Source organism: Microcystis sp. LE19-84.1B, assembly GCF_027531875.1.
Taxonomy (GTDB): domain Bacteria; phylum Cyanobacteriota; class Cyanobacteriia; order Cyanobacteriales; family Microcystaceae; genus Microcystis; species Microcystis panniformis.
On record NZ_JAPZSR010000389.1, the window covers coordinates 1 to 12,949 of the forward strand.

General features: G+C 44.6%; 16 protein-coding genes. 6 read left to right on the forward strand and 10 right to left on the reverse strand.

The genetic code is table 11. The features are described from left to right. Positions 1-2: 2 nt before the first annotated feature. The gene (locus tag O9324_RS21835; RefSeq protein ID WP_288141295.1) at positions 3-572 is read right to left on the reverse strand and encodes a Uma2 family endonuclease; all 570 of its coding nucleotides are present in this window, start codon (positions 570-572) and stop codon (positions 3-5) included. A 43-nt stretch (positions 573-615) separates the two neighbouring features. Then, positions 616-1,962, reverse strand: a complete 1,347-nt coding sequence (gene accC, locus O9324_RS21840; protein WP_004161563.1) for an acetyl-CoA carboxylase biotin carboxylase subunit — start codon at positions 1,960-1,962, stop codon at positions 616-618. Between the two features lie 66 nt (positions 1,963-2,028). Here accC and O9324_RS21845 point away from each other — a divergent pair, with 66 nt between their 5' ends. Together O9324_RS21845 and hisD are read left to right on the forward strand one after the other, a co-directional pair. Further along, a complete protein-coding gene (locus O9324_RS21845) occupies positions 2,029-2,235 on the forward strand; it encodes a hypothetical protein (protein ID WP_288141296.1) in 207 nt (68 codons plus the stop codon). Positions 2,236-2,337: 102 nt separating this feature from the next. After that, positions 2,338-3,594: a histidinol dehydrogenase gene (gene hisD, locus O9324_RS21850; protein ID WP_002768240.1), complete on the forward strand. Its 1,257-nt coding sequence runs from the start codon at positions 2,338-2,340 to the stop codon at positions 3,592-3,594. A gap of 5 nt (positions 3,595-3,599) precedes the next feature. On the opposite strand, the gene O9324_RS21855 is transcribed toward hisD, so the two are convergent. After that, a complete protein-coding gene (locus O9324_RS21855; protein ID WP_288141297.1) occupies positions 3,600-4,814 on the reverse strand; it encodes an ABC transporter permease in 1,215 nt (404 codons plus the stop codon). A gap of 59 nt (positions 4,815-4,873) precedes the next feature. Between O9324_RS21855 and O9324_RS21860 the strand changes: the two genes are divergently transcribed. Continuing rightward, positions 4,874-5,005, forward strand: coding sequence for a hypothetical protein (locus tag O9324_RS21860; RefSeq protein WP_287632674.1), 132 nt, complete (start codon positions 4,874-4,876; stop codon positions 5,003-5,005). On the opposite strand, the gene O9324_RS21865 is transcribed toward O9324_RS21860, so the two are convergent. After that, positions 5,006-6,580, reverse strand: a complete 1,575-nt coding sequence (locus tag O9324_RS21865; protein ID WP_288141298.1) for a glucose-6-phosphate isomerase — start codon at positions 6,578-6,580, stop codon at positions 5,006-5,008. Between the two features lie 198 nt (positions 6,581-6,778). On the opposite strand from O9324_RS21865, the gene dusB reads away from it, so the two are divergent. Continuing rightward, entirely contained in the window at positions 6,779-7,786 is a 1,008-nt protein-coding gene (gene dusB, locus O9324_RS21870) for a tRNA dihydrouridine synthase DusB (protein WP_288141299.1), read from the forward strand. A gap of 572 nt (positions 7,787-8,358) precedes the next feature. On the opposite strand, the gene O9324_RS21875 is transcribed toward dusB, so the two are convergent. The 6 genes from O9324_RS21875 to O9324_RS21900 all read right to left on the reverse strand — a co-directional run bounded on the left by O9324_RS21875 (position 8,359) and on the right by O9324_RS21900 (position 11,415). Next, on the reverse strand, positions 8,359-8,766 hold the full coding sequence (locus tag O9324_RS21875) for a hypothetical protein (protein ID WP_150977591.1): 408 nt from the start codon (positions 8,764-8,766) through the stop codon (positions 8,359-8,361). A gap of 3 nt (positions 8,767-8,769) precedes the next feature. Then, on the reverse strand, positions 8,770-9,168 hold the full coding sequence (locus tag O9324_RS21880; protein WP_002746868.1) for a hypothetical protein: 399 nt from the start codon (positions 9,166-9,168) through the stop codon (positions 8,770-8,772). Between the two features lie 354 nt (positions 9,169-9,522). Then, positions 9,523-9,897 carry a group I truncated hemoglobin gene (locus O9324_RS21885; RefSeq protein WP_194015893.1) on the reverse strand — a complete coding sequence of 125 codons (375 nt, stop codon included), beginning with the start codon at positions 9,895-9,897 and terminating at the stop codon, positions 9,523-9,525. Positions 9,898-10,135: 238 nt separating this feature from the next. Beyond that, positions 10,136-10,411: a ParE family toxin-like protein gene (locus O9324_RS21890; RefSeq protein ID WP_004161552.1), complete on the reverse strand. Its 276-nt coding sequence runs from the start codon at positions 10,409-10,411 to the stop codon at positions 10,136-10,138. Then, positions 10,408-10,635 (reverse strand): hypothetical protein, encoded by a 228-nt coding sequence (locus O9324_RS21895; protein ID WP_004161551.1) that lies wholly within the window; start codon positions 10,633-10,635, stop codon positions 10,408-10,410. Before O9324_RS21895 ends, O9324_RS21890 begins: the two co-directional genes overlap by 4 nt. Before the next feature lie 300 nt (positions 10,636-10,935). Continuing rightward, positions 10,936-11,415 (reverse strand): DUF7919 family protein, encoded by a 480-nt coding sequence (locus O9324_RS21900; protein WP_260441949.1) that lies wholly within the window; start codon positions 11,413-11,415, stop codon positions 10,936-10,938. A 452-nt stretch (positions 11,416-11,867) separates the two neighbouring features. Here O9324_RS21900 and O9324_RS21905 point away from each other — a divergent pair, with 452 nt between their 5' ends. Beyond that, positions 11,868-12,260 (forward strand): XisH family protein, encoded by a 393-nt coding sequence (locus O9324_RS21905; protein ID WP_288141300.1) that lies wholly within the window; start codon positions 11,868-11,870, stop codon positions 12,258-12,260. Positions 12,261-12,271: 11 nt separating this feature from the next. Beyond that, positions 12,272-12,574, forward strand: a complete 303-nt coding sequence (locus tag O9324_RS21910) for an element excision factor XisI family protein (protein ID WP_004161548.1) — start codon at positions 12,272-12,274, stop codon at positions 12,572-12,574. The last annotated feature ends 375 nt before the right edge of the window (positions 12,575-12,949 follow it).

Below are 12,949 nucleotides of genomic sequence, written 5' to 3' on the forward strand. Positions count from 1 at the left end.
AATTACCAAATATTATCAAGTTCTAAGACAAATTGAGATAAAATATTTTCCCCCGATAAACTCTCTGGATTAGTTAAAATTTCTACTGCCTGTCCTTGACGATAAATTTCTACTTCTCTAGTTTTTCTATTGATTAACCAACCTAAACGAGTCCCATTATCTAAATATTCCTGCATTTTTTTCCTAGCAGTTTCTAGGCTATCACTAGGAGACATTAATTCAATGACAAAATCGGGAGATAGAGGTAAAAATCTTTCCTTTTGTTGTGGGTTTAAATCTTGCCATTTTTCTAAAGGTATCCAAGCAGCATCGGGAGAGCGATCGGCCCCATTCGGTAGTTTAAATCCTCCAGAAGAATCAAAAACTACACCTAATTTATGTAGGTTATTCCATAACCATAATTGGGCAGTGATTCCAGCGTTAGAATTGCTGGTTTCTCCTCCAGTCGGTGGCATAATAATTAAATCTCCTTTTGCGTTGCGTTCCAAACGTAAATCTCGGTTATCCTGACAAAGTTGAAAGAATTGTTCATCGCTCAGTTGAAACGAGTTAAATTTAACTTCTACTGTCATTATTATCCCCAACCTACTCTCGTCTAAAATTCATGGTAACGCGCTAGGGCAAGAGATGTTCCTGGATGAAATTAGTGTAAACATCTCCGGCTAAAAAAGCTGGAGTTTCCAATATTTTACGATGGAAATCAATAGTCGTCGGTACTCCCGTGATCGCACATTCCCGCAGGGCGCGTTTCATGCGTTTAATGGCAGTTTCGCGATTTTCTCCCCAGACAATTAACTTACCGATTAGGGAATCGTAATAGGGGGGGATTTCGTAATCGGTGTAAACGTGGGAATCCATGCGGACACCTGGACCGCCGGGGGGCAGATAACCGCTAATTTTGCCGGGGTGAGGACGAAAATTGTGATCGGGATCCTCGGCATTAATGCGACACTCGATCGAATGCCCTCTAAATATCACCTGATCTTGCTTAATTTGCAGTTTTTCGCCCTGTGCCACCCGAATTTGTTCTCGGATCAGGTCCATCCCCGTGATCATCTCCGTGACGGGGTGTTCCACCTGAATACGGGTGTTCATTTCCATGAAGTAAAAATTACCGTGTTTATCGACTAAAAATTCCACGGTTCCCACCCCGACGTAATTAATCGATTTAGCGGCTTTAACGGCGGCATTACCCATTTTGGAGCGTAAATGGGGCGTTAAGAAGGGGCTAGGTGCTTCTTCTAGCAGTTTTTGGTGTCGTCGCTGAATCGAACAGTCTCTTTCTCCTAAATGGATTACGTTACCGTGACTATCGGCCAAAATCTGAAACTCGATATGTCGGGGACATTCGATAAATTTTTCTAGATATACTCCCGAATTGCCAAAAGCCGCTTCTGCTTCCCCTTGGGCGGCTTTTAACATATCACCTAGTTCATCTGCACTCTTGACAAGACGCATCCCACGCCCTCCACCCCCAGCAGTGGCCTTAATCAGGACAGGATAACCGATGTCATCAGCGATACGCTTTGCTTCCGCTTCTGAGGTAATTAAACCACCACTGCCGGGGATAGTGGCAACTCCCGCTCTCTGCATCGTTTTTTTAGCGGTAGATTTATCGCCCATAGCCAGAATAGCACTGGGAGACGGACCGATAAAAGTTAACTGATGATCGGCACAAATTTCGGCAAAGCGGGCGTTTTCTGCCAAAAAACCGTAACCAGGATGGATGGCCGTGGCGTTGCGTGTTAGGGCAGCCGAGATGATATTAGGGATGTTTAAGTAACTTTTGCTGCTCGGAGGCGGACCAATACAAACACTCTCATCGGCCAATTGAACATGAAGGGCATGGCGATCGATGGTAGAGTGGACGGCAACGGTTCTAATGCCCAATTCTTCGCAACTATGAAGGATTCTTAAGGCGATTTCCCCGCGATTGGCGATTAATATCTTGGCAAACTGCATTGGACGACCACGAGATCAGGCTGGTGTGATAGGCGACTATTTAGTAGAATATCTGGTTTTGTTACCTTGGGGAAATCGGGAAATCGGGAAGTGGGGAAGTGGGGTGTGGGGGGATGGGGTGTGGGGTGTGGGGTGTGGGTAATTGGGGAATTGGGGAATTGGGGAAGTGGGGAAGTGGGGAAGCTGTCTCATCACCCTATCACCCCAAAACCCTATCACCCCAAAACCCTATCACCCTATTTCCTGACTCCTGCCTACCGACGGCTAAAATAACCGACTTCGTCTCCCTCCCCGGTCAAGATTGAAAGCGATAAGCTAGAGTGTGAGAAGTGAAAACCTTTTAATCTCGTTTCGCCCCTAGAGGATAATAGCTCGATGTTGCGAATTATCACAGAGCCATGGTCAGCCAGAACGGAACTGAGACGAATTCGGGAACGGTTCGACGATCCGGAAATTCGGGAAAAAGAATCGCTTGTCCGAGAGATTGTCGAGCAGGTGCGACTTTCTGGCGATCGCTCGTTAGTGGATTACACGCAAAAATTCTATCAACAGTCCCTTAATCTACAACAACTGAAGGTGAGTGGCTCGGATCTGGATGCTGCTTATCAACAGGTGTCCCAGGATTTATTAAATGCGATCGCTGTTGCCTGTGCAAAAATGGAGGCTTTTCATCGTCAGCGTCTTCCCAAAGCTTGGGTGCAGTTTCCTGAGGATGGTACAGTTCGAGGGAAACGTTATCAACCGATTAACAGTGTGGGAATTGTCGTTCCCGATGGTAAACGAGCCTATCTCAGTTTATTGCTCCAACAGGCGATTCCTGCCAAAATAGCGGGGGTTAAACGGATTGTCATGGTATCCCCCGCCGATGAGGATTTACGCATCCATCCGGCGATTTTAGTGGCAGCCCAATCGGTGGGTATTAGTGAGATTTATCGGGTGGCTGGACCACAGGCGATCGCCGCTTTAGCCTACGGCACAAAAACGATCGCTCCCGTGGAGATGATTGCCGGAATAGGTGATTTTTATACTAATTTGGCTAAAAAACTGGTTTCTGACCATGTAAAAATCGATTATCTCTCTATTACTTCTGATTTGGTTATTATTGCCGATAATCAAGCTAATCCCAGACAGTTAGCCCTAGATTTATTAGCGCAAGCGGAACAGTATTCCCTAGCGGCAGCGATTTTATTGACGACGGATAAGGCTTTGGCTTTAATAGTACAGGAAGAAGTGCAAAAACAGTTACAGATACATCCCCAGAGATTGTTAACGGAAAAAGCGATCGCTCATTATGGTTTAATCGTGGTGGTGGAGTCATTGGAAAAAGCGATCGAATTATCGAATCTTTTTGCTCCCACCCATTTATCCTTAATGATCGATGAACCTTGGGAAAAGCTATCTTCTGTGAGACAATCGGGAACTATTCTCCTTGGTTCTACTACTCCAAAAGCGGTGGCCGATTATTTAGGTTGTCCCGTGGGAGTGGAAACTTTTCTCGATTCCGCCACTTTGATCGAATATCCTGCCGATTCCTTCGCCTCCATAGCCCATAATCTACAAATATTAGCGCAAGCGGAGGGCTTTACGGCAACGGATGCGGGTATAGAATCCCGAGGTCAGGACAAGAACTAGAAAAACTATAATCTTCTCAAAGCAACGATTGGGTCTAATTTAGCGGCACGATGAGCGGGAACAACACCGAAAATCAGACCGATGGCGCTGGAAACTCCTAAAGCGAGAATTATCGCAGGGATTGAGACACTGGTGGTTAAAGCAGCAAAAATTCCCGCTAGATACATTCCTTGAATGCCGACAAAAATCCCGATAATTCCGCCAGTGGTGGCTAAAATCACCGATTCAATCAGAAATTGACCTTTTATATCCCCTTCTTTCGCTCCTAAAGCCTTTCTTAACCCGATTTCTTGGGTTCTTTCCGTGACTGACACGAGCATAATATTCATGACACCGATTCCCCCGACAAAAAGAGAAATACTAGCGATCGAGGCTAACATTCTAGTTAAACTATCGTTAGTTTCTTTGGCCATTTCTAGGACTGCGGTTTGGGGGAAAATCTGCACATAATTCTCGTCGCTGACCTGATGACGCATTTGCAGCAGGTTGCTAATCTGAAACTGGGCGGCTTTAATTTGGGCGGAGTTTTTGGCCAAGACAGAAATATGAGTCAGGGGAATGCCAAAGATAGCTCTGCGGCCTTGAACCTGATTAGACATGGTAGTTAGGGGAATTAAAGCTCGATCGTCCTGATTAGTCTCAAATAAGGAGCCTTTCGCCTGTAAAACTCCAATGACTTGAAAACTAAGATTGCCGATGCGAAGATTTTCGCCGACGGGGTCGCGATTACCAAAGAGATTTTTAGCTAATTCCGATCCCAAGACAATCACGCGATTATCCCGTTTCAGGTCAGATTCCATAATAAATCTACCTTTAGATAGTTGACGGTTACGCACGTTTAGGTACTCGGCTCCCACCCCGATTAGGGGGCTATTACTGGTTCTATTACCGAAGGATAGGATTTTTTTACCGCTCAATTCGGGAGAAATGGCGGCAATGGCGGGAACTTGAGATGCGATCGCTTGAGCATCTTCGTAGGTGAGCGGCCGGGGATTAGGAATTGTCCGCCGGACATTGCGCGAAGAGGTGGAAACAAATAAAACATTCGGACCGAGGGCTTCAAACTGCTCGATAGCAACTTTTTGCGCTCCTTCACCCACTCCCACTAGGGCAATGACGGAGGCGTTACCGATAGCAATTCCTAGCATGGTCAGACCACTACGCAGTTTATTGGCCATCAAAGCGGAAAAAGCCATTTTCAGGTTTTCGAGCATTTCCATGGTTAGTTATATTCAGTGGGGAATTATGAATTATGAATTATGAATTATGAATTGGGGAGATGGGGAAGTGGGGAAGTGGGGAAGTGGGAAGTGGGAAGTGGGGAAGCTGTCTCATCACCCTATCACCCCAAAATCCTATCACCCCAAAACCCCAAAACCCCAACACCTGTCTCCTGTCTCCCGACGACTGATTAGCGGGCAGAGATTTGGATCGTTTCTGGTTTACTTAAATCGCCGGTAATAGTTAAACTGCGCCGATTAGCGTTGAGATGACGGACAATTTTATAGATAGCTTCAACTTGGTCACTAGCGCCGATTTTGGCCGCTAGAGTGGCTAAGTCGAGAGAAGTCCCCGTTTCCCGAACAACTTGCACGATTTTTCTTTGTAAATCCAGAATGGAAGCGGCGGCTTTTTTCCCCGCTTCTACCCCGGGTTGATGGTAGGCGTTAATGTTAACTAAACTAGCATAGAAACTAACGGCCCTTTCGTAGAGGGCAATTAGGGCCCCCACCTGACGGGGAGTAACCTCTGGGATCGTGATAGTGATAGAGTGACGACTATTTTCGTATAAAGCTTGTCGAGTACCTTGCAGTAATCCTGAGAGGAAATCGCCAGCAGTGGAGCCGGTTTCCACTTCGATGGAATCTCCTTGTCGGTCTTTTAACACTTCAATAAAAGTGGCGAAGAAATTGGGGACACCTTCGCGTAATTGTTGGACGTAGGCGTGTTGGTCCGTGGAACCTTTGTTACCATAGACGGCGATACCTTGGTAAACCTTATTCCCATCGAGGTCTTTTTCTTTACCGAGGGACTCCATGACCAATTGTTGCAGATAGCGGCTAAAGAGATAGAGACTGTCTTTGTAGGGCAGAATCACCATATCTTTCTCTCCCTTGCCCTTGCCCTCATGATACCAAGCTAGGGCCAGTAGGGCGCTAGGATTTTTTTTCAGGTTATGGACGCGGGTGGCGATGTCCATTTCTTTGGCCCCAGCTAACATTTCATCAATGTCGATACCCTGCAAAGCGGCCGGGAGAAGACCGACGGCGGATAGTTCTGATGTACGACCACCGACCCAATCCTGCATGGGGAAACGAGTTAGCCAATCTTGGGCGTATTTGTCCAGTCGGCTACCCGGCATGGTGACGGCGACCGCGTGTTGCGGAAAGTCTAAATCTAGTTTTTCGTAAGCGTTGCGGACTTCTAACATTCCGTTTCTCGCTTCGGGAGTGCCGCCGGATTTACTGGTGACGATAACGAGGGTGGTAGCTAAGGGTAAATGGGCTAAGGTGCGATCGATGCCTTTGGGGTCGGTATTATCAATAAAAGCAATCTCTAAGGGGGGATTAAGGGGGGATAGAGCCGAACCGACGAATTGGGGACCCAAAGCAGACCCCCCGATGCCTACACAGAGAATATGGGTGAATTTTGACCGATTGGGCGGCTTAATCGCTCCGGAGTGAATTTTCTTGACAAATTCTTTGATCTGTGCTAAGGGTTCGGTGATTTCGGCCCGCAATTCCTGGTTAGGAGCGAGTTCAGGAGCGCGCAGCCAGTAGTGGCCGACCATACGCTGTTCGTCGGGATTGGCGATCGCACCCCGTTCTAAAGCTGCCATATCTTGGAAAGCACGCTGAAATTTTGCTTCTAGACCTTTGAGAAAAGCCTCATCGAAGGGAATCCGACTGACATCGAGATAAAGTTCTAGGTTAGGGTGATAGTATAACCAATCTTGGTAACGTTGCCAGAGTTGCAGATTATCCATAAAAAAAGCGAAATTTTTGTTTAATTACTCGTTTAGGAGAGATAAGATTTTATCCTCTGCAATCATCATACAGGTAGTTTTAGGCTAGAAGTTGACGGTTAAGCATATATTAGGGGTTGGCAAAATGTTAACAGTGACGGAACTATTCCCTAATTGTTCGGTTTGCTGGTGTTGGCTGTTGATTTTTTAACTGGTTCTATGGCTATCTACTCATCCCCTCTCAAAATCGGTAATTTAGCAGTGCATAGCCGCGTCTTGCAATCACCTTTATCTGGTGTCACCGATTTAGTGTTTCGGCGCTTGGTGAGACGCTTTGCTCCTGATTCGATGCTCTATACGGAGATGGTTAATGCGACAGAAATCTCCCAGCTGCAAGAGTTACCGCAATTGATGGTTATCGGGGACAAAGAACAACCAATTAGTATGCAGTTATTTGATTGCCGTCCTGATTTTATGGCTGTGGCGGCGGAAAAAGCGGTTAAGGAAGGAGCGATGACCATTGATATTAATATGGGTTGTCCTGTTAATAAAATTACTAAAAAAGGCGGCGGTTCTTCCCTTTTACGACAGCCAGAAATTGCCGAGCAAATTGTTAGGGAAGTGGTGGGAGCGGTATCAGTGCCAGTAACGGTGAAAACTCGCTTGGGATGGAACGCTCAGGAGATTAATATTATCGATTTTGCCCGTCGTTTGGAAGATGCGGGAGCGCAAATGTTGACCCTGCACGCACGCACTAGGGAACAGGGTTATCACGGGCCAGCCGATTGGCAATGGATTAAACGGGTGAAGGAGGTTTTATCGATTCCTGTCATCGCTAATGGTGATATTGTTTCTGTGGAAGCGGCGATTAATTGTTTGGAATTTACCCGGGCCGATGGGGTGATGTGTTCGCGGGGAACCCTCGGTTATCCCTATTTGGTGGGGGAAATCGATTATTACCTCAAAACAGGCAAAAAGTTGCCGAAACCCACCTCTATTGACCTGTTAACCCTAGCTAAAGAGCATTTACAGGGGCTATGGCTATACAAGGGACAACGCGGTATCTGGCAAGCGCGGAAACATCTGGCTTGGTATTGTCAGGATTTTACCGGTGCGGCGGTTTGGCGCGATCGGTTTTCGCGCATCGAATCTCTGGGGGAGGGCTGTGATTTAATTGATGGAGCTATTGCCCAATTAAACCTTGAAAACGAGAATATTTACAGATAACGGTGCTATAAGCTGTAGGTTCTTACGAACCTTTTGCTGGTTCGTCAGCATCATCGACAAGGTACATTTACTATCTAGGGGCTGCTGAAAAAGTACGGGCGAAGCATTCGGGCAATAAGCTATCGGTGAAACCGTAGATTTTTTATCCGAATGCTTCGCCCCTACAGGACGCGGGCCGATGAAGACGCAAGGTTTTGAAGCACGATTCTCTCAAAATCTTGCACCTGTGGGAGCGAGAAAAGCCACAAAACCCTTACCTTGCCTACATTTCACCTTTATTCAGCAAAACCTACCTAAACCTGCTCACGGGTTTCAGCATTATGGCGCAATTTGCTTGCCTGCTCCTGACTATCGATAATATCAGGTCGAGAGCCAATAACCCCAACGCTGAGAAGGTAAAATGCCCCCATATTTGTCTAAATTCGATCGCACTCCCGTCCGTCGCTGTGCCTAGACGTTTTTAGATTATTATCATTTGCTTGAATCAATGATCATGGTGCGTTCCCCAAAATTGATCGGTGGAGCAGTAGGAGTTACATGAGGGAACGCACCCTACCAGAGCAGCGATCATACTATTCCCAAGTTAGAGTTATACCTTCTAGGTTACATACTCTCTGAATAGTTTCCAGTTTACTTTCAGTCAATTTCCCAAATAGGTGAACTCTCATTTTATGCTTGGGATAATACTGTCCATAACTCTTTATTTGTCCAATCGCTGATTTCCAGCCTTTTGTATTTTTGACTTCAATTATTTCCGTATTAGTTAAGACATCTATTCTACCTACCTTATCAATGTAAACCTCGGTTTTTCCTCCTAATTCCCTAGCCAGTTTGTCCCGATACCAAGCCTCTGTCCCCTTTACAGGAGCATTTATCTCAGGCTCAATAACTATGCCATTAAGCTGATTAATAAAGTCCCGAATTGCTCCTCTTACTAATTTTTGAGCAGCATTGGGGGACTGTCTCTTCCGTGTAGCCATTACTTACTCAGTGAATAATTTAGAGATACCATACCCAGCTAAACCAATTACTGCTCCTACTGCCGCTACGGGAGCCATTGTAACTGCAACTGCCGTCCCTCCCACTGCTAATCCCATACCCCCAACCAATGCTGATATACCGGCTCCAGCACCCGCACCAATTGCCGCTGCTCCAATTGCCGTTGCGTCTTGTTCTTCTATTGCTTTCTTGGTTCCGTAAACTGCCGTGCCGACAACTGCTCCTGCCGCTGCTACTGGAGCCATACCGACTCCTAGAGCAGTTCCTCCTACAGCAAGTCCCATACCGCCAACTACTGCCGATGCACTAGCTCCAATGGCCGTACCCACTCCCACTGAAATCATTGCCTCTTGAACTTCTTCTGGCTTATTTTTGTCCGTCATTGATTTTGCCTCATTTTTTAGGTTTAACTAATTATACAGAAACTTTCCGAATAACGAGAGTAAGGATATGCCGAAATTTTCCGCATATCACCCCGTTTTGTGGATTCCTGACAATCAGCCGAAATAACATCAGCTTTTCCCCAAGGTTGCAGCACCAATTGTTCAATCTGACTGCACTTCGTAACAAAAATTTACAACTCGATCACAAGCGATCGCACTCCCGTCCGTCGCTGTGCCTAGACGTTTTTAGATTATTATCATTTACTTGAATCAATGAGCATGGTGCGTTCCCCACAATCGATCGGTGGAGCAGTAGGAGTTACATGAGGGAACGCACCCTACAGCTACATTGCTCTAGCGATTTAAGACATCATTGCGATGAGTAACAGAACCTACAATCTGCACCACCTCATCAATTAAGGCTTGAGGAACTTCCAACTCAACGAGGGTAGCAACTAAATCCTCAGCGATCGCATCGAAGTGGCTATCGGTTAAGCCCATCTCAGCCACTAATTCTTTATGTGCATCCCTCATAGGACGACCATTCCATTGTTCAGCACCACCAAAAGCATAGGTCATAAAGGCTTTTTGATGTTGTTTCTGTTGTTGCATATCTGTAGGAGTGAAGAAACGCTGGACTCGCTCATCTGCCAAGACCTTTTCATAAAATTTTTCTACAGCTAGATCAACAGCCGCTGCACCACCAAGCTTTTCATACAGTGTTTTCATTGAAAATTACTCCTTAATTGTATGAGTTCAAATGTGACACCAGACAGATGGGAGAAGTTGAAATGTTCAATAATCAAAAAGATTAGAGTATGGATAAATCGTAATTCATCTGTATTAGCAGCCCGCTCGTTGGAGCAAGGAGTATGTCTAACGGTTGAACTCACTCGCCGCCAATGACTTTGGATGATGTAGATAACTTTAGCACAAGGTCCCGGTGCAGTGATTGGTTAGATCGCTCCTAATTCTTACCTAGAATCTTGTCATACTCGGAGTGCGACCCAACCCAGAACCAAACTATCTTTTCTTCGTCTGACTTCTTAATCCCTAATGCTCGCCATCCAATGCCGACTCTGACTGACCAGATTTTTTCTCTTGGTTTCACTTCTTTGAACTCTAGGCTGGGGTGAAATGGATTTTCTTGCCAAATCTCGTAATTTTTCTTGGCTGTTTCTTGTACCCTTTGCGGCAAACTGAGAAAAAGTTGACGAAACCTCTTGGTTCTGGCTGACTTCATTCTTCTCCAAAGCCTTTATCTTCTGTTCTCCCCTCTTGTTCTTCTATCAGGGCTTCCTGTGCCATTGTTATTAAAGCTCCCAATTCCAGATCTTCGTTAGAAAGGCTTTGCTGCCATTTTAATTCACTTTCAATGTCTTCCAGCAATTGTTGAGCAAGTTCATCTTGAAGATGCTCTGGCAGTTTCTGGATTTCTGTGAATGCTTTTTGCAACAGAGTAGTCATGTTTTGTTGATGTTTTACGCATATTGGACTATTTTACTACTTTTTCTACTCTTGCAATCCCACTATTAATTATACAGAAACTTTCCGAATAACCAGAGTAAGGATATGCCGAAAGTTTCCGCATATCACCCCGTTTTGTGGATTCCTGACAATCAGCCGAAATAACATCAGCTTTTCCCCCGAAAATCTAGCACCAATTGTTCAATCTGACTGCACTTCGTAACAAAAATTTACAACTCGATCATAAGCGATCGCACTCCCGTCCGTCGCTGTGCCTAGACGTTTTTAGATTATTATCATTTACTTGAATGAATGAAATTTTCTTCGGAGAGCTTGGTATTCTTCTGACTCTGGCGAAGGACCCGTAACAACGGCTTCGATGAATTCGTCTGGTGGCTTATACTGGTGTTCCACAACGTAATGATAGATGAGTGTAGGCGCAGCGTAGATGGCAGATTGGCCAATCACACGGATCTCGCCAGTTCCGATGTTGAGCCAATGAGTCTTTTCCCCATATCGTGGTATGCACCATTGTTCATAGGAAATGTCACGGCACAATTCGCATACATGAAACCCACGAGCAATATTAACGATGTATTCGTCCAGACAGAGTTGGAACAGTGTATCCTTGAACTCTTGAGAAGTTTCCCCCTTTGAATAGAATTTGTTGCCGCTGAGCCAACCAACATTGAGAGTGGTTAGCATACGCTCACCTCTTAGTACAGGTGGTTCATGCCTGGCAAAATATTCGTAGGGAGTCAGGTCTTTATAGTAGGTCATCGCAGTCTTTCGAATTCCTTTAGGTAGATTGCTGACAATCAGCCGAAATAACATCAGCTTTTCCCCCGAAAATATAGCACAAATTGTTCAATCTGACTGCACTTCGTAACAAAAATTTACAACTCGATCATAAGCGATCGCACTGCCGTCCGTCGCTGTGCCTAGACGTTTTTAGATTATTATCATTTGCTTGAATCAATGAGGATGGTGCGTTCCCCAAAATCGATTGGTGGAGCGATAGGACTCGCATGAGGGAACGCACCCTACCATATCTGCACTGAGTTCCGTTGTTGCCTTGTTAGGATTAGGGTTAGTCTCTAGCCTGACCAAGCGAAAATAGAAATAGTAGGGTGGCCATTGCCCACCTTACCGCTTTTTCAGTCATAATAAATCCGAATTAGGGCGAACTGTAGTAAAATAGTAAACGAACCTCTTAAGCAGGGTTTATAAGGATGTCCAGACGAGACGATCTACATTTATCATTACGTCATACTTTAGAAAAAGAAGGTTGGAAAATCACTGATGATCCTTTAATTCTAACCTTAGAAAAAACCTTGCTTAAAGCTGATTTAGGAGCAGAAAAGTTTTTTGCTGCGGAAAAAGAAGATCGTAAAATTGCCGTAGAAATCAAAGACTTTGATACGCCTTCAGTTATCAGTGAATTAGAAAAAACAATAGGACAACTTCAATTATACCAATGGGCTTTAGATTCACAAGAACCTGAAAGAAAACTTTTTTTGGGCATTAGTGAAGCGGTTTATTTAAAACACTTCAAAAAAGCTATTTTCCAACTGGTTATTAAACGTAATAGAATCAATTTAATTATTTATAATCCTCAAAAGTAGATAATTGTCGAATGGATAACACAGTAAATTATGCTGATATTCTGACTCAAGTTATCAGAAAAGAGTCAGCGATGCAACCTCGATTACAAACCCTTAAAATTACCCCAGTTTGTGATCCAGAATCAGGCAACTTTTTAATAATTATGACTGGTTGGGAAAAAGAAGTATGGATTAATACAATTTTATTTCACGCTCGTTTATTGAAAAATAAAATTGTCATTGAAGATGATAATCTTGAAGAAGGATTAACAACCAATTTAATTCAAGCTGGGATTCCCCCAGAAGATATTATCACTGGACTTTCCCTAGAGTAAGGTAGGCATTACCCACCTTAGCGCTATCGCACTGAATGTTAGGAAAAATTATCTAAATGCTTCAATTCGATCTAAATAGACATTAACTAATTTATGTTCAATAACCAAAGCTTCAAACTCTGGTCAAATACGAGCTAAAAACTGATGAAATTCTCGTTTTCGTATATTGCCAAAACGGAGATGTACTACTTTAGGTGGGGAAAAAAATTAGGGTTTGCTGAAAAAGTACGGGCGAACTGAGAGGGGGACAAGCGAGCTAGAAGGTAGATAGGGCAAGCGATATAGCTCTTTGTCCTTTGATGTAATCCTTCAACCGATAGCGGCTAATTTGCATTAGCTCTTCTATATTTTTTTGGAACATTTGATGTAGCTGTA